Source organism: Levilactobacillus wangkuiensis (assembly GCF_016861605.1).
Lineage (GTDB): Bacteria > Bacillota > Bacilli > Lactobacillales > Lactobacillaceae > Levilactobacillus > Levilactobacillus wangkuiensis.
In genome coordinates this window covers 37,820-57,869 of sequence record NZ_BOLM01000017.1, presented here as the reverse complement: position 1 = coordinate 57,869, position 20,050 = coordinate 37,820, and the positions used below count along the sequence as shown (strand labels likewise).

Below are 20,050 nucleotides of genomic sequence, written 5' to 3'. Positions count from 1 at the left end.
AAAAGTATAGGTCTCCATGGCCTATTTGTTTACCCTTAATGTCTTAAGGGGTGTTGCACTTCAATTTTAAATCGGGCGCAATCTTTTAGAGAAACGCAAGCATTTCTAATGGGAACGATAGTAACCTTTTGTGCCGGCAAAGACTACAATGGAATTGGTAGCATTCGTTAACGCATTTTTACTTAAATTCTTCAAAGGGAGTAATATTTTGAATCACAAATCATCAGCGGTTATTCTATTTATTCTCTACATTATCCTGCTTGGCTGTATGCTAGCCCATCAAGATATGCTGGCCATGTGGCTCATGACGTTTGGGATGTTGTTCGAGGCTAGTATCAACCTCTTTGACGTTTTTCATCGTCGGCAGTAAGCGTTGTCATTTAGCGCTAGATAGCCTAAAATGGAGAGTATACGCGTGTCTGGCCCAGCGCCTCGCACCCACAATGACTGACGGTATCTGCCGTCAAGGAGGAACTATTTTATGACACCACCCACCAAGATTACGGATACACGCAAACTGGCCGATGGCAACCGCATGCCGGTCATGGGTTTTGGGACCTACAAAATCGGCGACCAAGAAACCATGAACAAGTCGATTGACGCGGCCTGGAACGCCGGTTACCGCATGTTTGACACGGCCATGCTCTACCGCAACGAGGATATCCTCGGTCCCACCCTGCACCAACTCGGCTTGCCCCGGGAAGGCTTCTTCCTGACCAGCAAGGTCGCCGAAGTCGTTCAGGGTTACGACCGGACCATGAAGGCCGTGGAAGGCTCACTCAAACGTTTACAGACTGATTACTTGGACCTTTTACTGGTTCACTGGCCCGTTCGTGAACACTTCTTTGACACCTGGAAAGCCATGGAACAACTGAAGGCTGATGGAAAGGTCAAATCCATCGGGGTCTCCAACTACACCATTGCCCACCTGGAACTACTCGCTACCCAGGCCAAGGAAATGCCCGTCGTTAACCAGGTGGAGTACCACCCTTACTTAAACCAACAGGCACTGTTCGACTACGACCAAGAAAAGAAAATTGTTACGGAAGCCTGGAGTCCATTGGGTCGGCGCGTGGTTCTAGATAACCCAATGCTGACTAAGATGGCCAAGCACCACAACAAGTCCGTCGCCCAAATCGTTTTGCGGTGGGAACTCCAACACGAATTGGTGACGATTCCCAAGTCCACCCATCCCGACCGGATCAAGGAAAACGCCGATATCTTTGACTTTAGTTTAGACGTTGACGAAATGACCATGATCGACATTCTGAATAAGAATGAGCGGACGGGGAACGAACCCGAAATCGTCTACGAAACCGGCAAGCAGTACTAAGGTTTAAACTGCGTGGGTACTGCGCCTCCGGGCTGGTGAAAATAGGCCGTGTTGCGTCCGTTCCCGACGACGATCTCAAGGTGCCCTGCTGTGGGGCCGGTTCCAGCCTGAGAAGCGGGCTTCCACCTCAACTTTGAGCCTGAGGTACGGTCTCAAAGGTTGTCCCATGCTCTAAACTGAGAAAATCGCTCAGTTAAGACCATCGACACAGCTGGTCGCCTTGGCTCGTCTCTGGTCACTCCCACAACTGACCCATTTTCACCAACCTTGCGGCTCACACTTGTTTAACCCCAGTACCGCTTCAGTGGCGACTTAATCATGTATACTAAAAATGCAATCAGCGTTCTCAATTGATGAGGACGTTGATTGCATTTTCTTTTACGCATATTTATTTAGACTAACTAATTGTGCCCAATTTTCGGGTAAAAACCATTAAGCACAAACTGGCAGAATTAGTTCTGTATCAGCCGTGAGGGCGAGAAAAATGGGTCCAGCCGGGGATTCTGCGAGTGTTCCACTCGCAGAATGGCGACTTTGAGACGTGTTCTTCGGCTCAAAGCGAGCTGGAAGACCGCTTTCCAGGCTTCCAGCGTCCTCCCCCAGCGTTCCGATCCCATTTTTCTCGCCCGGTAAGGCGCCATCAAAGCACTAGTTCTCCGCTTGTTTGTGTTTACGGACTTGGTACCAGATGACACCCATTAAGCCGAACAGGATTGGTCCAACCAGCATCCAAATCGTACTCTGAACGTCGCCATTTTCCAAGATTGGTTGGAGCAACGTGAAAACGTTGGCCCCCAAGACCACGAGGAAGACGACCCAACTGATGACGGTCGTCCAGGCCGGTGATTTGTAGACTTCGAACGGCTTGACGATGTCGCGGTTGTGCTTGAATTTGGGAAAGGCGTAGACCAGGAACAGGTATGGCAACGTCATCGATACGTTCGCCATCAGCGTCAAAATGTTGTAGAAGGCTGAGGCATCGCTCGAGGCAAATGACGCGACCAGAATGATGACGATGACGACGGCACATTGTAGCATCATCGCGTAGCTTGGCATATCGTTGTCGTTTAATTTGGTAAACTTCTTTGGCCACATGGACTTGGGCGTCCCCATGATCAACGTCTTCAGCGGTGAGTAAGTCAACGTGAAGAAGGCCCCGGAGTAGGCTAAGAACATGCCCAGACCGGTGTAACGGGCGAACCACAGCCCGATCGTGGTACTCGTGGCGGCGCTCAACCCCATAGCTTCACCCAAAGTATCTCCCAGATTCCGCATCATGACGTAACTAATGTTTCCCATGTTCGTGGTTGGGTCGGACAGGACCTTTTGCCAGTTCGTGCTAATCCCCCAGCAAAGAATCCCAATCGCATAGCCCAACGTGATGACGACGGCCGAGATGACAATGGCCTTCGGGAACGTCTTTTCCGGGTTCTTGGTCTTATCAACCATGCCCCCTAAGACTTCCAGGCCACCATAAGCGAAGATGGCAAATACGGCGAAGCTCATGATTCCCATCGGTTGTTGGTAGCTGGGATGGGGTGAGTGTAAGAAGGTACTCAGTGGTTGCGCAAATTTACCATGTTGCAACGCCAAAACGACACCGGAAACGACCAGCAAAATGGCGTTTAAGCTCATGACGGCCAAGCCACCGAGGCTGGTAATCCGCACGATACCCTTGACCCCTTTGATGGAGACCCAGGTCACCAGCACCATCCACAGGCAGGACAGGATTCCAATAACCTGCGTGGCGTTTAAGCCGGCGAAGGCGAAGTTTTGCGTTTGATCACGCCCGAAGAAGGTCGTGGTAAAGGGAATCCAGACCTTCGCGGAGGTGGAAACCAGCCAGATGATGTAGGATGCAAACCACATGAAGGTCCCGATGAAGGCGAACTCTGAGTTCACACTGCGGTCCAACCACTGGTACATCCCACTCCCTTCGTCAGATTTGATGGCGGCCCCATATTCCGCCATCATTAAGGCAAATGGAATAAAGAATAGGATTGCCGCGGCTAAGTAGAATAGAATCGACGAGTAACCCATTAAGAAATAGGCCACCGTACTGTTGGCAAAGCCGAAGACGGTCGTAAAGATCATCATGACTAAGGCCATTAAGGTGATTTTAGTGTTATTATCAGCCATTATTGTCTCCCCAATTATTATAGACTGCCCAATTGTAGGCGCTTTATTTATTTTAGATGAGAGACAATACATTCCCGTGGTAATTTCCTAACAGGAGGCTAAATTTTTCGTGTGATAAGTTGGCTTTTTCTCATAGAAATTGGCCACCCAGCAAAAAGCCCACCAACCACGTCAGTCGTGGCCAGTGGGCTTCATTAATGTCGATTTAATTAGTCGATGCTGATCTTATGATTGTCTGCAACCTTGGTTTGCTTTGGCAACGTCAAGGTCAGAACGCCTTCAACGTACTTGGCTTGAACATTATCCAGGTCAATGCTTGGCAGGTAGAAGGAACGCGCAACGTTTTGACTGCTACGTTCTTGACGGAGAATCCGGCCATCGTCATCCTTAGCTGACTGGTTGACCTCGGACTTCCCAGAAATTCTCAGGGTGTCGTCGCGGTAATCGACGTGAATGTCTTCCTTCTTGAAGCCAGGCATTTCGGCCGTAACCACGTAGTCCTTATCGTGTTCCACAACATCCGTCTTCATAGAGCCATCGCCGCTAAACATGTCGCGTCCCAGGTTCCCCACTTCGTTAAAGAAATTCATTGGATCAAAGAAATCAAAGTTCCGGTTCATAACATCGTTAGTCATAATCAATAACCCCTTTCTGCTTTGCTTGATTACATTATCTATAATAGTCAGTATTGGTCAGGATTGCAAGTAATTAGCACTCGTAGTATTAGAGTGCTAATTTCACCAGTTCATCGCTTTAATACCAGCTTTTATATTGAAAACATAATAGTTCTCGTCACCAGAAAGGTCAATTAATCTGATTAAAGGTCAAACGATTGGTTAAAAGGTCAGAACTTTTGGCTATTGGTCAATCGCGACCGCCACCACCAAACTAAGGCCCCTAACCAGCCAAGTGCTGCAACCCACAGGAGTCCCCGTGAAAGCAATCGCGGCTGATAATGAAAGGTAAACGTATTTTGACCAGCCCGACTCTGAACCGTTGCCAGCCGCAATGTCTGCTTGGGATTGTTGCGGTACTGAAAGGCGTGCCCATTCAGCGTCGCCTGCGTGTTGCGGTACATGGCGACCGGCAACGTCAATGACTGGGCTTTCGTGCCCGCCCACCGTAGCGTTGTGACGTGTTGCCCAATCGTTTGGTGTAGGCGCGGACCGGTACGTTGGTAAAGCACGTGGTCCAGTTCCTCGTACGCCGCGAAAACATTATCAGTCGGTTTGTAGTTCGGCTGAAGGGGTAAATAATCCGGTGTTGATTTAGTTGCGAGCGTCAATGGCTTAGCAAGATTAGAGCTATTAAAGGCTGTCCGCAAGCTTTCCAGTTCCTTAGCGGCGTACGTCCGTGCTGGATAAATGGCACGTGGAACCGCAAAAAGTTGTTGCGTATGCCGCAGGGTTGAGTAGCCATTCACGGCAATTAACAGGACGCCTAACCCGGCAATCCCTAGTCGTAGCAATCCATTCCACCCACGACCCAGGATTGTCGTTGACAGTAACTGACCGTCAGCGACCAACAATAGCACCGTCCCCACGGCCATAAACCGCGAAGGAAACTGGATAAAACTGATGGCCGGCAGTAAACGGAAGATGGCATTCCAGGGCAAGAGTACCGATGAGATCACATAAAAACCCGTACCGAGACTGGCCGTCACCTTGGTCGAGAAGCTTAATTTTCGCCAACCAATCAAAAGAATAATCAGGCTAGCGACCAACACCACCAGAATCAGGTAGCGCGAGCGATGTAGGACTAGGACGTTAAACGCCTTTCGACCTGGATCTTTGACCTGACCGACGCCCAAGATTCGGTTGCCCATAAAGACTTCTACCATGCCGGCAATCACGTTGGCACATAGAACCAGGTACAGCAGGATGGCCTGCCCAATTTTCAAGAGAAAATCACGTCGATTTGGCAGACGGAACAGGGCAACTATTGCGTAGACAAACAGCATCAGTGCAATTTGCGCGGCTGAAATCAAATGGGTCTGCGTCAACAGCGCCATCACAATCGCCAGCTGCCAAACGTTGACCGGGTGCTCGCGATTTTCAATCATCCGCACCCCGACGATTACGCCTAACGGCATCAACGCCGCGCCCCAGCTCATGAAGGACTGACGGATATTCCACATAATAATTTGATAAGTAAACGGGTAAAGAATGGCAATCGCCTGAGCTGTCAGGTTGGTGACCCGACACCGGCGGAGTGCCACGTACATGCACTCGGCCGCGACTGCGCTGAGGACGACGCGAGATAGGACTTGATATTTCACGTAGTTGCCTGCCAGCAGGAGTAAGGCGCCATTGAATCCCGCGGCAAACGGCCCATAGATGGCGTTGACCATCCGGCCCATCCCCTGATACTCATAGGGTGCGACAAAATAATGGAAATTAACCTGTTTTAGCTGCATGACAACGTCGTAGAACCGGTTAAAGTGAAAGAGCCCATCGACACCGAGAATGACCGAATGATTGGTAAGCTGCGGTAACGCCGCTAAAAACGACAGCGCAATCACAATTAAAAGAAACGCGTGGTGCCACAACCAGGTTCGTACCGGGTGTTGGGCTGGTGACTCTGACATAGAAATCCTCCTTGTTAAGTGACTGTTGGCAAAGAAAAAGAGGGCGTCCACCCTCCGCTTTCTAGCTAGTCTGGTAGTTCATAATTAAGCTTACTGTTGAACGAGACCTTCCCATTTCGTAAATAACCTGAAGGAATATCCCGTCAGATCATCACTTCGACCTCACCCTTCGTTAGATTCGACCGTATAGGTCAATTTTTTGCCGTCGAATCGCGTAACCCCCTTGCTCGTAATCGTATAGGTATGCTTTTTACCCTTTAACTTGTACGAGAAGGTTAACCACTTGCCTTTGACATTATTCTTGATCGTCGTTGGCACGTTACCGTATTTATTATCGTAAATCGTGTAATGCTGCGTTTTACCGCTCTTGAGATACTTCGTGACGCTGTGTTTTCCTTTCTTTTGCGACGAATAGAACAGTTCTAATTCGCCACCCGTGCACCGCAGGGCCTCAACCCCCGTGTTTGAATAATTACCATCCGACTCTCTCATATATGAGCGCAAAACAAACTCGGCGCTGGTCGCAAAGGAAAATGAATGTCCCGCATTTTCCGCCTGAAATTTAATCGGTTGGCCTAAAATTTCATATATCCACATAGCCTTGGGCAAATCAGCGTCGCCAAAGTTTGCGGAGTACGAGTAAAACATGTCAGAGGCATATTCCTTATGCTTGGGTTGCTTCCCAAAAGCCGACGTCCGCATCCAGCCGACTAATTTATGCGTGCCCTCATGATTAGCTCGCCAAGAATACTTATAAACGCGATAATACTTATGGCCCTTAATCTTAGCCTCAGCTAACGGCCAGTAATTACCCGTCAATTTTGTCCCATTTACCCGTCGCAACAGCTTTCCCCTGCTGGAATAAACGCCGGCACGATTGGGCTTGTCGGAATTCTCCTCGTATTCCGGCAAATCAATCGGATAGGGATGCTGCCACTTGTGAATGTAGTGAACCGCGGCATTCGCAGTCGTTGGTGCTTGTTGGGATAGATATAACCCGCCCATTACCGCAACAACCAGTGCGAACCATTTAAAATGTTTCATAAAGTGCCTCCTGATTTCAAAAAAATCCAAATCTCTACATAACCGCGCGAAAACTAATATCGTTTGAGCGTTTCACCAAGCCATTTGATTTTATTCTTAGAAATATAAGTGAATGAATGCGTCGTCCAGCGGTTAGCTTTATAGGTAAAGATTCGAACCCGATACTTATTGTGTCCAAGGGCCTTGACTCGCGGCTTGCCATACACAAAAACCCAGCCGGTTGCGACTCTCAACGCTGAATCGTACCCGTTCTTTCTGATGCGCATACGTTCACTTTTATTCCGCCAGTGACCCCAAAACTTCTTCGGCATCCCCGAGTGATAACGAGAAGCATTGGCCGTAACTGGTGTTAATGCCGTCGTTGACAACGTCAAGGTTGCCAGCAACGCAGCCGTCCATTTTAATCCAGAACGCATTAGTAAAACCTCCTACACTTTCATTTAATCAACGGACAAAATCTCCAGTCACTTGACGTTAACGATGCCAAATTGTCAAAGGATCATTAGCATCCCCTCGCATCCCGTGATACATCTTGTGCCCTTTAATCCAGTACGGCGTTTGCTCGAACAGATCAGTCTTTTTAACGGTATACTTGTTGCCGCTCTTGAGAACTTTTTTAAACGAAATCTGACTCGTGTACTTCTTGCCTGTTGGTGCCCAATAAATGTGATACTTCGTGATTTTGGTCTTGTACTTGCCCCGAATCCATACGTGACGCAACGCTTTAGGCATCCCGTTAACCGTAGCCGCATTGGCCGTGGTTGGGGTTGCGTTAATTAGTAAGACTGCGACACCTAACATTAATAACGCGGTCAGTAACCATTTCATTTTTTTCATTGTCGTACTTCCTTTCACTTACCAGTATCCTAACTGTTCCGTCAGTTTCGCCCGGTCAATGTCTCGTTGCGACAAGGTCTGTGTTTCAACCCCACCATTTACTTGGGGACCCTTGAACGCTGACCAAGGATACTTCACATTTTGCGATTCGTACTTTCCCTCTTTGTTATTGTTAGCGAAAACGATGTCTGCCAAATAAGGCGTATGGTCCAATCCCAGAGCATGGCCTAGTTCATGCATCATGACGCCAGTCCAGTACTTTGCATGCTCAGTGGTTGTCATCTTTTTAGAAATTGCATCTTGCTGGTTACGTAAATCAGAATTACGCTGACTGTACGCTTTCTTTAGTGCTGATAAGTCTGCAATCTTCTGTTTACCCAATTGCTTTCGCTGAGCAACTAATGATTTTGCCTCAAGTGGAGATAATTTTGCAATCTCTTGGCTCAAAACAACGACTTTGTCACGATATTGTTGTGAAACAACTGCACTTTGCGCATCAAAGTCTGTTTTATTCTGAACAATTTTAGTCTTGAGACTTTGATACTGTTGAGATAAAGCGGTATTTTTAACGATAGTCTTACCGTGGTCAGGATCATTAAACCCTGTTCTATCAATCTGTACCGTGTCACTTCCGTACAAGCCGTCCCAGTAATCAGTTTGTCCATTTCCAAACTTGACCGTCATTGTATGGCTGTCCTTGGTTCCCAACTTGAAGACCGTACTTCCTAAGGCTTGATTCCACTTACCGATAGCCTCCTGAGTTGCATCATTTAAGGCAGAATCCTTAACGTACAGTGTGGCTTGATGGTGTTTAAAAACGCCAGTATCACTAAAGTTCGTCAAATTAAAATTCGTATCAAAGAGGTCTTCGTATGTCTGATAGTCCTTCTTAGTCAAAGACAACAGCTTGCCAGTTGGATCTAAATCTGGCGACTGATCAATCAATGACTGCAATTCGGCCTTGGTCACCGTTGGCTTGGCAACGACTTTCTTGGTTGTAGTGGCTTTCTTGGACTTCTTTACCACATACCGTTTCAGATTTCCTCGCCAAACGTACCCCTTGGTCCGCTGATTCTTCGTGACCACGTAGAAGTAAATGGCCTTCTTTCCATTAGACTTCTTCACAGTGACCTGCTTTTTGGCATAAAAAGTGGTCTTCCGGTGATGCTTCAACGACCAGGACTTCTTAGTTAACCGCTTATTCTTATAGAGATAACCCTTCTTGGCCCGGTAAGCTTTTCCACTCATTTTCTTAGTCTTTACAACCTTCACAGACTTAGTTTTGGCTAACGCTGCTCCCATATTTTCGCGAGCGTTCAAGGTGACCAAGCCAACTGATAGCGTGGCTGTAATGATGCCGACGGTTGTAATTGTCTTTCGTTTCATTTCTACACACCTCCTGTTACATGTATGATTCGCGCTTAAAGCTTCCTCTGGTTACTGTATGACGTCCCCGGTGACTTAATGATTTTCGGGTACTGGTAGGAGTACCAACGTTGATAGGGTGCCGACGCGTTGTGGACGAACTGTTCCATGACCCGGTAGTTCTTGCCCCGTAGCTTGTGATGCGTTGGCCGACCGATGAAAGCGGCGTTTATGATTGCCGTTTTATAATGGTACTTTTGTGACGGGAACTTAACGGACTTGGCTTTGCCCTTCGTGACTACATAGAATCCCTGTTTATCCGTATAGACGTGTAGCCGTTGACTCTTTTTCCCGTGATTAAAGCTGTAGGTTTGTGTCTTGACACGATACCCTGGCATTTGCCCCTTAGGCCCATCCGACACGTACACGTGATACTTGGTCACACGCGTTTTTAGGTAATATTGCCGATAATTTTTATCATTCGTGTTGTCATACCACGTCCCGCGAATGGACTTGGGATTATAGTGGTAGACCTTGGCCGACGCCGTTTGTGGAAACATATACAATCCGCCCACCAAAGCGACCATGAGTGCGAACCATTTTAAATGCTTCATGAATTGCCCTCCCAACTTCTCAAACGACTAATAGCGATAGTAATAAGTAGACGAGACTTTTTGGCCCAGTGCGGCTGGCATGCTACGTAACGCTGTCTTACCATTCCGCTTGACCCGCCGCCAGCTTGGCCACATATCTGAATAGCTCTGACCTACCGTATAGGTCTTGTGCTTGCCAGATTTTGTGATCGACAAGTCGCTATACCAGGGACTGCTAGCCCGGACATGCTTCGCCATTTTAAAGGTCTTCCCAGACAGGCTATGCCATTTCTTCTGACCAGCATCTCGATACTTCCACTGCCACTTGGTAAAAATAACCTTATCGTAGCCCTTCTTCTTTTTATCGTAATGCCGCCAATGGCCGCGCAAGGTCTTTGGAACGACCGTGTAATGCTTCGTCACTACTTGAGCTGTCACTGGATTGGCATTAATCAGCGATAATCCACCGACCATCGTCAGTAACAACGTCAAAGTTATCCAAAATTTTTTCATGTGTTTAAATCCCCTTCACATCGCCACAATAATTTTCACTATCCTGGCATCTTCACAAATAACGACTAATTGTTAAAAGTCCTGCATTACCCAATTAATAATTATCAGCATCAAATAGTTTTTCATACTGATTTTCGCTAACAGTCGTGGTTTTTCCCCGGCTAATGTCCACTTCTTGTTTGCCAATTTGTTCAATAGGTGATTGACCTTCTAATAACTCACCACGACTATCCGTTGCCATAATGTAAAACTTAAAAACATAATGCCCAGGCTTCTCCGGATAACCGCTAAATTTAACGGTTTGTGTCTTCTCATCTACGTGATAATATAAATCAGCTAAGCCACCGCTGCTGTTTTGAACCCATTGACTATTTTTAGGCCACAATGATTTAAAACCTTTTGGATGCGTTCGCGCGAAAGCATTAATGATCGGATAATGATATCCTTTAGCCATTCCTTGTAACTTATCGGCAACACCCCACGTATAGTAGAACGATTGCTTATCCATATATTTAAATGACTTTGCGGTCACTAGCGGCTGAACCGTGTTTTTCGTCAGATCTGTATCAGCCTGGCTGGAAGGCACGACAATCGTATAGCCTCCGAACTCATCATCGGTTTGAAACTTGAGCACAGTCCCGTGAACAGTCGGTAAGTTAAATGTCTTGATTGGTGTCCCTTGATACTGAACCAATGTGTCCCCTCTAGATGTTGCCATGTAGCGTTTGCCCCAGTACTTTTTAATAATCTTAGGTAAGTGCTTAAAGTCTTGATCATTGCCCCAAGCACCCGTGGTAATCTGATCCCACTGACCAGTAAATGCAGGGGCAGCATAACCTGTCTTCTTAGCAGGAATTACTGGCATCCCAGTTACTGTGTATAACCGAAAGTGGCTTGTCTTATTCTTTGGAATCTTATAACTACCATGACTATTGGCGTGGACTTTTTTGGGCATGACCTCAACATTCATGCCATGTTTTCCTGAACCGCGATACCACAAATGGCCGCCCTTATGAAAAGTGGCACTCTTAGCTTGCGCGACCACCGTTTCATGTTTATTCCCAACAGAACCAGCCCCAACTACACCAAAGGTAACGCCAATGATCAGCAGCTGACCCACTATCTTACTAATAGATAGACCTCGTGTGTTCTTCATAAGATGACTCCCTATCCTTTTCTATTTGGCAACCTCCGCCGTTTAGATAGTCGTCCAAGCACAGCGTCACTATCTTTGCGGCTTTATCTTTCACGCAAATAAGTTGGGGACAACTCGACTGTCATCCACCAACTCTTTGTGTCTTGCTTAACGTAATCCTTTAATGGCAACCTTCTTGGTATACACGTGAGCCCGGTCCTGATGCATGGCCGCTGCAAACGAGGCCTTTTTACCCATTGGTCCCGCCACACCGACCATCCCGGTGTACAGTGCCGCGTACTGATGACCTCTGAGGGTGTAGGTACCGCGCTTGTAACTCTTCCACATATTACTGTTGGTCCAGGCAACGGTGTACCAGCCATGACCATTGCTAGTCAGGTTCACCGCATGTTTCGTCGTAAAACTCTTAACCAGCTTATAAGTTGACGTGCCTTGAGACTTGCCATAGTGCCAAGTAGTCAGTTTCATCGACCGTTTGGTAAAGGTCGTCTTGTAGCGATAGTGCTCAGCATCCCGGTAATACCAGGTGCCGCGCATCTTCTTGGGAAACGTCGTCACGGTTTTAGCGGCCGCAGCGGGTGTTGAAACGTGCGTTTGCATCGCCACCACGCCAACGCTTAGACCGGCTAAAATGAGTCCGCTCTTAATCACTAATCGATTCATGTGCTTGCCCCTTACTTAACCCGCTGATAAGGTAAGCCAACGATACTACTGTTGCCTTTAATATTCAGCACGCCTTTCTTCAGAACGAAGTGCATTTTAACGTTCTTTTTACTTTTGAATACTCGACCTTTTACGATGGTACTGATCATCTTGTAGTGGGTTAAGACCGTGTAATGGCCCTTGGACGTTTTCTTATATCGTGGAGACAAGTAGGTGTCATTAGTATCAATTTGCTTAATCACAAACTTTTTGTTCGACACTTTGAAGTACTTTAAATTGTCCTCATTCTCACCAACTATTTGCCAATGATCCTTCTTGGGAATCATCCACTTCCCGCGAAGAACCTTAGGCATCCCTTGATGGTACTTAGCAGCCTGTGCACTAGTTTGTGGTTGTGCAACGGCTCCAAGGGTCAGGCCAAATACAACGGCCGCTGCTGTAGCAAAGACTTTTTTCATGATTATGACCTCCAATTAAAATCGATTGCCGGCTTGCTTAAAGTAAGCCTTTAATAGAAACCTTCTTGCTATAAGCGCGTCCATGGTCTTTGTGCATGGCCATATCAAAAGATACTTTCTTCCGCACAGGATCTAATACACTGACTGCGCCGGTGTATAGGGCCGCATACTTGTGCCCCTTGATTGTGTAAGTGCCGCGCTTGTAATTGGTCCATGCATCGGTGTAGGCCACACTGACCATGTACCAACCATGGCCATTTTTGTTCAAGTACACATCACCCATTTTCTTACTCTTGACAACCAATCTATAAGTCCATTTGTGTTGCACCTGACCATCATGTAAAATAGCTTTCTTCATGGTGTGCTTGGTAAAAATCGTCCTGTAAGTACTGTTATTCCCATCTCGGTAGTACCAAGTCCCCCGCATTTTCTTGGGGAAGGTTTTAATGTTTTTGGGCGTTGTGGCTGCCTGAGCTGTTGGCGTTATATTCGCAGTGAATACACCGCCCAAGCCTAGGCTAGCTAAAACCAAGCCAATTTGTAGAACGAATCGTTTCATCGTACGTGCTCCTTACCTATTCTTATCGTCGTATGCTATCACTGACTAGCGGACCGCAACTTTAACTGTCTTGGTGATAGAAGCGTACTTGCTGCCGTTCAACCCACCAGCATTGGCTTTAACACTCTTAGCTTTAGGTGCATACAATTTGATTTTGAAGGTATTCTTCTTACTGATCTTCAGGTACTTGGCGCCACGGTAAGACGTGACCTTCACCCGGTTCAGCTTCTTAGTCTTGGCTAACGCTGACTTGGTCAGTCGGTTATTCGTGACCTTTCCCGTTACCACAACGTATTTGCCCTGCTTACGCGCTTTGACGCTGTAAACCTTGTTAGCTTTGGCTGCTGGTTGGACTTTAGTGACGGTTTCATCATAATCTTCAAGAGCCGAGAAGAAGTTTTCACAAAAATCGTTTAACTTAAAATCATTATCTCTCTCAGTATTTTTAACAGCATCTACATCACCCTTATACGTGTCCAGGGCAATCTGATCACTCTTCGTCAACCGAGATTTAAAATGGTTGTATAAAGACATGACCGCGGCGTAGTCTTGATCAAATGCATCCTGATCTCTAAAATAGCCTGGTGTATTCAAGTTCTGATAGTCTAGTACTGCTCCAGCTATCGTTGGTGTCTCAGGATTTGTCTCCCCATAAGCAGCTAATGGATCTGCTAAAAAGGCCTTGATTGTTGAAATTCCCAGCTCTCCCTTAATGGTATCAGTAGACATCAACCCAGCTTTTTGAACGGCATTCACGTCACTCAAAAACTGACTCCGACTAACCGTCTTGGCTTGGGCCACCACTGTTTGTCCCAGTGACACACTACCATTCGTTAAAATATCCGCACCGCCAAATAAAGCCAGTGCCGTGACTGAGGTTAAGGCTGTTCTTACGATAAACTTATTCATAACTATTCCCTCCAAAATTGGTTTCAACTATTCCCAACAACTTCATGAATACGATCAACTTATTACCCGCTTATGCACTATGTAAAATCAACCAGCGATTTCCAAACTGCGCCGTCCGGACGCAATCACTCCCTTATTCGCTAGCTGAATGTTTAACTACGTCTGATTTGCATTGACTACTCTATTACTTCTTTACCAGCCAAGCGCTCATTTTTTCATAATGCGCTTGTTTCCCAAAATCCTCATACACCTGGAACTTTAAACGTTTACCAACCTGATGGATCCGTATCTTTCCCATCGTAGGTTTACGCGTATAGAGTGCTTCGGTTCCCTTCAATACATAAACATGTTTACTCGTTTTCTGATACTGCATCTTCTTTAATACAAACGGATCGCCAATGAAGTAAGCTATCGCGCGTTTCTTAGTCACTTGCACACCCATTTTGGCTTTAAAAGCGTTTTGTCCCTTACCCACAGTTTCCATACGTTCCCAAGTACCACGCAACACCTTGGGCGTCCCTTGGTGCCACTTGGCCGCATGAGCCGTGGTTGGCACATTCAATGCCAGTGGCAGGCCAACTGACAGGCTCACCGCAACCAGTGCGAATAACTTCTTCATAAGTTTTGCTCCTTCACTTTAACGAATCGCTTCAAGTAAAATTTCATCCGGAATCACGGTCAAATCAGGCCGGTCCAGGTGATCGACTAACCAGTTCTTGTAGTTACTGATGAGCTTGTCCGTAAAGTTTCGGGCCCAACGCCCATTCGCCTGCTCATTGGCTGGCAAGCCCTGGTACTTATTCGCTACCAGATGCTTCAACAGTGATTCATCAATCTTCCAGTTCTGAGAGATGCGGCGGTACACAATCTCCCCAATTTCATCCGGGGTATAATCACTAAAGTTCAGGGTCAGCGGAATCCGTGACCGCAAGCCAGGGTTAGCGCTCAAGAAGGTCTCCATTTGATCCGTATACCCGGCAAAAATCGCAATGAACTTATCCCGATTATTTTCCAACTCCGTGATTAAGGTTTCCACGGCCTGTTTTCCAAAGTCATTCCCGTTCTGCGCCGTTAACTGGTAAGCTTCATCAACAAACAGCACGCCGCCCAGTGCATCCCGGACAGCCGTTTTGGTTTTCTTTTCCGTGTGCCCGATGTACGCGCCCACTAGGTCGGCCCGACTGACTTCCATGACCGTATCTTTTTCCAAAATACCCAGGTTATAGAACAATTGCGCCAAGATTCGGGCAACGGTTGTTTTCCCAGTTCCGGGATTCCCCGTGAAGACCATGTGATACGTCGGTTTCTTAGAATCCGGCAACTTGTCAGCCAATTTCCGTTCCACGGCGACCCGTTCGACCAAGTCATGGATGTAGCTTTTAACATCATCCAGCCCAACTAATTGATCCAGCTGGTCTAGTAATGCCTGAACCTTATCAGCCTTAGCGTTATCATCCCCGCCAACTAGTTCATGGATATCATCATCCAAAATCAGGGTGACGTCGCGCTCAGGGTCATCAATACAATTATTGGCAACGATTTGCACCAATTGCTCGTTAAAGTTACGAACCCAACGACCATTACTGTTTTCGACACTGCTCTTATAAGCCGTTTCTACGGCATCCGTATAAGTCTCGTGGTTGAACTTAAACTGTTTGCTTTCCAGTTGCTTGACCCCAATCGTGCTAATTTCCTTAGGCGTATAGTCCTGGAAATCAAACACGTTTGGCGCGCGCGACTCCAAGCCAGGATTCATGTTGATAAAATCCTTCATTTCTTTGGTATAGCCAGCGAAGATAATCATGAGGTCATTGCGGTGGTCTTCCATAAATTTCAGAATCGTATCCACGGCTTCTTGACCCCAGTTCGTCCCGCCACCTTCTTGGTACAACGTGTAGGCTTCATCAATGAAGAGCACGCCACCTAAAGAATCTTGCAAGATTTTCTGCGTCTGCTTGGCCGTTCCCCCAACAACTTGGGCGACCAAGTCCTGACGCGCAACTTCGTGATAACTATCATTGGGAAGAATCCCCTCATCATGCATGACGCGGGCAACCAACCGTGCGACCGTCGTTTTTCCAGTCCCAGGATTCCCCAGGTAAATGGAATGGTAAGACTGACTAACACTGGGCAGGCCCTGTTCTTCGCGCTTCTTATTATAGATAGCGACCCGCATAAAGCGGTGAACGGCTTCCTTCACCTTGGTCAAACCGATCATGTCATCCAGTTGATCGATGGCTTTGACGACTGGCTTTGGTTCCTCAGTTGGTTCCGGTTCTACGTCATCGTTAGTTTCTGCGTCGTAGGGAACCGCTGACTCGTAGGAGTTTGTCTGGTCATCCCCACCGTCGGCTGCTTCGACCGTCACTTCTGCACCCGGCACATTAACTTCCGACTGTTCATCCATCCCTACAATCATGACGGGTTTAGATTCCGGTTGAATGTTACTCTTCTGGCTGGTTAAGAAGCCGTGGGTCACAAATACCCCCGTTCTGTCAGCTTGAAGAATTAGACTCTCCATGGTTAGCTTCGAGCCATCAAAAACCTTAATGGATGAATCATCCGTTGGAACGGTACCATTGAAGTACACGTCGGTTCCCTCAAGTTCAGCCTTATTTGACAACCATATTTTCCCGTTGATTTGGCTGGTTTCAACCTTAAGATAACTATTCACGACATAAATTCCATCAGCAATTGATTGTTTAACTAAGTAATGTCCCCCATCACCATCTAGGGCTTCATACTTATCCGTATTGTTTCGTCTAACCTCGGAGCTCAGCAACGTCACACTACCGCCATGATTCCAGACGGTTGGAACGTCACCCGTCGTGTCTAAATTTAAGATTGTTCTAGAAGCAATAAACTCTCCGTTTGCTTGAACGTTGATGACATTGTTATTGGCCGTAAAATTAATCTGCATATTCTCGACTTCAAACTTGCCATTTTCTGCGACACTGAAATGCGAGTTAATTTGCACATCTTGGGGTTGCTTGCCATCTCCCCTCATCCGAATATTCTGAATATTGTAACCATTGTTATTCGTATAAGTACCGGGATCAAAGACAATCACACCACCGGCTTCAACCATATTGACGGCTTCATCAAAGGTATGTTTGCCAAAGCCCTTACCCACTAAAACTGGCTTTCTCACATCGCCACACTCCTAACCCTGACACGCTTTATAGATTCATCTTTTTTGCTTCATGATTCATGTAAATCAATCCGACTGGGCCAATGATGATGCTGCCTAACCATTTCACCATGAAGAAAATGAAGCGGAAGAACCAATAAATCATCACCATCGAACCATTTGATTCATCAGAGTTATTGTTGGGTGTCGCAAATAGGAGCCGGGCAACCGCACCCGGTTCTTTATGAAAGAGTCCACCAATTTCCTTGAAGACGGTAACCGTCACTGGATAGAGGATAAAGTCCAAAATGAACCACCACCCCCACTGACTCATTGCTGACGCTGAAAAGCCGCCTGAAAAGAGTAGTAGACCAATGAATGAAAAGATATACTGGGTTATCCAGAACGATGCCGGTTGGAGTTTGAAAAACCGCGTCACGTAATGCCCGTAGTGTTGTAAGTCCTTGGGCTGATCAACTGCTGCCTGTGTTCCAAACTGTGGCTGCTGGGTTTCGGTTTCGGTCTCAGTTGTCACCTTTTCAGTCGTCGTATCTGTTTCATCATTAGTTGGTTTGGGATCATCGCTAGCACTGTTGACCCCAAACTTTGGTTTATTATCCATGGACAAATTCCTCCCGATTTTAAATCTCTATGTACAACTGTTTACTTTCAAAAACACCTCAGCGATTTTCGCAACTACTGATGCCTACCGAGCTATCCCAAGCTCAGTAGCCACCAGTCTCTTTTTATCCAGCGACGCCCATTTGATCAAAAACCAATGACAATTCTAAAGAACGCTCCTCACATTGGGGACAAAATGTAGTGCTTTTTGCAGTGCATATTATCGGAACAATTTTACTTAAAATTGTCTTCCAGGAGGTGATTGCAGATGGCATTCAAAATTCGACATGATCGTAAAGAAACCGTCAACAAAACAGTTCGGTTTCCACTGGAATTGGTAGAAAAGATTGAACACGCGATTGAAGGTGAGGACGTCACTTTTTCAACCTTTGTGATTCAAGCTTGTGAATATGCGCTCGACAATATGGAAGATGATAAAGATAAGAAGTGAAAATCACTTGTTTAAAGGCTTATACAAATAATATCGCAATACATTTAGCAATGCAATATGTATTGCGATTCACTTTTTTGCTTTATATTCTAAATCTTTGTCTTGTGTAGTAATTCCGACAAAAAGTCATCTAAATCAAAACTAGATGGCTTTTTACATACGTCTTTGCTTAATCAGTAACTCCCAACGGATAGGTTACAATTCGCGGAAATAGCCGAACTGTTGTAAAAAACGCCAATCTGTTGAAAAGTCATTAATCAAAAATGTTTGGCGGATAATTATTTTGGCTTTTTCGACAAATCTTCCGCGTAATTCTGCATTCTTTTCACTAATGAAAACAAAATTTGAGCAAGCTAACTATCACGTAGCCCATTTTGGGATAGTGACTGCCTCACCACCCAATTTAAGAGACAGATTCTTAAAAATCTTTGCAAAAAAAAGCAACCGGCTCACACCAGTTGCTCCAAATCCCTCACTAATTATCTCGAGACTAATCTTTAAATTGCGACAAGCGCTGTGCAGCGTCACGATAGACCGCTTTATCTGCCCGCTTGCCAATGGCTAGTATTTGAATGATTTGAATTTCCTGATCAACTTGTCTGAAAACTATTCGCAATCCCATACGCTTGTTTTTCAGCTTACGGCAATTAATCAAGCTTCCCGCTAACGGTTGGCCAGCTTGCATCCCGAATTTCCTAATCCTGTTTAAGCCTTTATCGACAAAGACTTTCTGGGAGCCATCCAACCTTTGATAGTCATTCCGTGCTTCTGCTAAATAGACAATTGCATATGCTTCAGTCTTATTTGGCATCATTCCCAACCGTCATTTTCATCAACTACCGGATCCTCATCAGCTACGGAACCCCGAACCGTTTTATCATCCACCAAAGACGTTGGAGCTTGCGCCTGCTTCAGCAAACGCTGCGAGACCAGATAATCTTGTTCCATTTCAAACAACTTTTCTTGAAGCTCCTCATTTTGATTAACTAGCTTTTCGTAATCCGCAACTGCTAAGACGACCCCAGCCGGTTGATCCCGATTGAAAACATAAACGCCGGTCTTTTTGTCGCCTGCTTCATCAAACAGTTTTTTTGGAGACTTTTTTAAATCAGTGATATTACTGATTGGCACGTTCATCGTTTGCATTCCAAGCACCTTCTCTTTTAGCATATAGTACCATGCCCACCAGAGACCTCCTAAGAAAACGACTTTTATCCGTCTTAACAAAGTTTTTTAAAAGTTCCATTGCTATAAAAAAAGAGCAACCGGCTCACACCAGTTGCTCTCCAAGTTAAATTTAGTAAGTTTCTTGTTGCACATCGTTGTCGATGATATTTTCATCGAGCGCTTCTGACAGCTTGTGTAAGCCGGCATCACGTGTTTTGATAATGTCCATGTTGAAGATGATGGAATCAATATCGCCACCAGCAAAGTCAAATTGTTCGAAGTAGACGTAAGGATCGTGGTCTTCGTCGTCGTTTAAGAAATGCTTCGTTACAGCATCAGATAAAGCGGTCGCCCATTCTAAATCTGCCATCTTTGGTAAATCTTTCTTCGTCACATACCCCGGATCAAGAACCAACTTTGACGCCTTCTCAACGTCCTCGTCAGGAATTACTACGGTCGGTTTCTTTGTTTCTTCCTTTGGTGTATCTGCCATAATCAAAATCTCCTTTGATGTTTCTGACTTTA

At 46.2% G+C, this 20,050-nt stretch carries 23 protein-coding genes; 3 read left to right on the top strand and 20 right to left on the bottom strand.

The annotated features are described in order from the left end of the window. The first annotated feature begins 208 nt into the window (after positions 1-208). Both JUF13_RS11240 and JUF13_RS11235 read left to right on the top strand, forming a co-directional pair. Complete coding sequence (locus tag JUF13_RS11240) at positions 209-370, top strand: hypothetical protein (protein ID WP_203639743.1); 162 nt, start codon at positions 209-211, stop codon at positions 368-370. 111 nt (positions 371-481) lie between these two features. Next, entirely contained in the window at positions 482-1,333 is an 852-nt protein-coding gene (locus tag JUF13_RS11235) for an aldo/keto reductase (RefSeq protein ID WP_203639742.1), read from the top strand. Positions 1,334-1,981: 648 nt separating this feature from the next. Here the strand turns inward: JUF13_RS11235 and yjeM are convergent. From yjeM to JUF13_RS11150, 17 genes are all read right to left on the bottom strand, one after another. Beyond that, positions 1,982-3,472 (bottom strand): glutamate/gamma-aminobutyrate family transporter YjeM, encoded by a 1,491-nt coding sequence (gene yjeM / locus JUF13_RS11230; RefSeq protein WP_373300831.1) that lies wholly within the window; start codon positions 3,470-3,472, stop codon positions 1,982-1,984. Between the two features lie 209 nt (positions 3,473-3,681). Next, the gene (locus JUF13_RS11225) at positions 3,682-4,107 is read right to left on the bottom strand and encodes an Hsp20/alpha crystallin family protein (protein ID WP_125765275.1); all 426 of its coding nucleotides are present in this window, start codon (positions 4,105-4,107) and stop codon (positions 3,682-3,684) included. A 209-nt stretch (positions 4,108-4,316) separates the two neighbouring features. Further along, the gene (locus tag JUF13_RS11220) at positions 4,317-6,059 is read right to left on the bottom strand and encodes a putative glycosyltransferase family protein (RefSeq protein ID WP_203639741.1); all 1,743 of its coding nucleotides are present in this window, start codon (positions 6,057-6,059) and stop codon (positions 4,317-4,319) included. Between the two features lie 162 nt (positions 6,060-6,221). Then, complete coding sequence (locus JUF13_RS11215; protein WP_203639740.1) at positions 6,222-7,103, bottom strand: hypothetical protein; 882 nt, start codon at positions 7,101-7,103, stop codon at positions 6,222-6,224. 53 nt (positions 7,104-7,156) lie between these two features. Further along, on the bottom strand, positions 7,157-7,519 hold the full coding sequence (locus JUF13_RS11210) for a hypothetical protein (protein WP_203639739.1): 363 nt from the start codon (positions 7,517-7,519) through the stop codon (positions 7,157-7,159). Between the two features lie 58 nt (positions 7,520-7,577). Beyond that, positions 7,578-7,940, bottom strand: coding sequence for a hypothetical protein (locus JUF13_RS11205; protein WP_203639738.1), 363 nt, complete (start codon positions 7,938-7,940; stop codon positions 7,578-7,580). 18 nt (positions 7,941-7,958) lie between these two features. Further along, positions 7,959-9,326 carry a zinc metalloprotease gene (locus JUF13_RS11200; RefSeq protein WP_203639737.1) on the bottom strand — a complete coding sequence of 456 codons (1,368 nt, stop codon included), beginning with the start codon at positions 9,324-9,326 and terminating at the stop codon, positions 7,959-7,961. Between the two features lie 35 nt (positions 9,327-9,361). Next, positions 9,362-9,919: a hypothetical protein gene (locus JUF13_RS11195; protein ID WP_203639736.1), complete on the bottom strand. Its 558-nt coding sequence runs from the start codon at positions 9,917-9,919 to the stop codon at positions 9,362-9,364. Positions 9,920-9,946: 27 nt separating this feature from the next. Continuing rightward, positions 9,947-10,411 (bottom strand): hypothetical protein, encoded by a 465-nt coding sequence (locus tag JUF13_RS11190; RefSeq protein ID WP_203639735.1) that lies wholly within the window; start codon positions 10,409-10,411, stop codon positions 9,947-9,949. A gap of 94 nt (positions 10,412-10,505) precedes the next feature. Beyond that, entirely contained in the window at positions 10,506-11,567 is a 1,062-nt protein-coding gene (locus tag JUF13_RS11185) for a hypothetical protein (protein WP_203639734.1), read from the bottom strand. Positions 11,568-11,714: 147 nt separating this feature from the next. Continuing rightward, positions 11,715-12,230 carry a hypothetical protein gene (locus JUF13_RS11180; RefSeq protein WP_203639733.1) on the bottom strand — a complete coding sequence of 172 codons (516 nt, stop codon included), beginning with the start codon at positions 12,228-12,230 and terminating at the stop codon, positions 11,715-11,717. An 11-nt stretch (positions 12,231-12,241) separates the two neighbouring features. Further along, on the bottom strand, positions 12,242-12,688 hold the full coding sequence (locus JUF13_RS11175) for a hypothetical protein (RefSeq protein ID WP_203639732.1): 447 nt from the start codon (positions 12,686-12,688) through the stop codon (positions 12,242-12,244). A 37-nt stretch (positions 12,689-12,725) separates the two neighbouring features. Continuing rightward, positions 12,726-13,247 (bottom strand): hypothetical protein, encoded by a 522-nt coding sequence (locus tag JUF13_RS11170; protein ID WP_203639731.1) that lies wholly within the window; start codon positions 13,245-13,247, stop codon positions 12,726-12,728. A gap of 45 nt (positions 13,248-13,292) precedes the next feature. Next, entirely contained in the window at positions 13,293-14,156 is an 864-nt protein-coding gene (locus tag JUF13_RS11165) for a hypothetical protein (protein ID WP_203639730.1), read from the bottom strand. 184 nt (positions 14,157-14,340) lie between these two features. After that, positions 14,341-14,775, bottom strand: a complete 435-nt coding sequence (locus JUF13_RS11160) for a hypothetical protein (protein ID WP_203639729.1) — start codon at positions 14,773-14,775, stop codon at positions 14,341-14,343. A gap of 18 nt (positions 14,776-14,793) precedes the next feature. Beyond that, positions 14,794-17,307, bottom strand: coding sequence for an AAA family ATPase (locus JUF13_RS11155; protein ID WP_203639728.1), 2,514 nt, complete (start codon positions 17,305-17,307; stop codon positions 14,794-14,796). Positions 17,308-17,335: 28 nt separating this feature from the next. Further along, positions 17,336-17,908 (bottom strand): hypothetical protein, encoded by a 573-nt coding sequence (locus JUF13_RS11150; RefSeq protein WP_203639727.1) that lies wholly within the window; start codon positions 17,906-17,908, stop codon positions 17,336-17,338. 267 nt (positions 17,909-18,175) lie between these two features. Here JUF13_RS11150 and JUF13_RS11145 point away from each other — a divergent pair, with 267 nt between their 5' ends. Further along, a complete protein-coding gene (locus JUF13_RS11145) occupies positions 18,176-18,358 on the top strand; it encodes a YlcI/YnfO family protein (protein WP_125765289.1) in 183 nt (60 codons plus the stop codon). Positions 18,359-18,848: 490 nt separating this feature from the next. On the opposite strand, the gene JUF13_RS11140 is transcribed toward JUF13_RS11145, so the two are convergent. From JUF13_RS11140 to JUF13_RS11130, 3 genes are all read right to left on the bottom strand, one after another. Beyond that, positions 18,849-19,172 carry a type II toxin-antitoxin system RelE family toxin gene (locus JUF13_RS11140; protein ID WP_225893666.1) on the bottom strand — a complete coding sequence of 108 codons (324 nt, stop codon included), beginning with the start codon at positions 19,170-19,172 and terminating at the stop codon, positions 18,849-18,851. Further along, complete coding sequence (locus JUF13_RS11135; RefSeq protein ID WP_203639726.1) at positions 19,169-19,504, bottom strand: type II toxin-antitoxin system Phd/YefM family antitoxin; 336 nt, start codon at positions 19,502-19,504, stop codon at positions 19,169-19,171. Before JUF13_RS11135 ends, JUF13_RS11140 begins: the two co-directional genes overlap by 4 nt. A gap of 151 nt (positions 19,505-19,655) precedes the next feature. Next, positions 19,656-20,018, bottom strand: a complete 363-nt coding sequence (locus JUF13_RS11130; protein ID WP_203639725.1) for a hypothetical protein — start codon at positions 20,016-20,018, stop codon at positions 19,656-19,658. Positions 20,019-20,050: the final 32 nt, after the last annotated feature.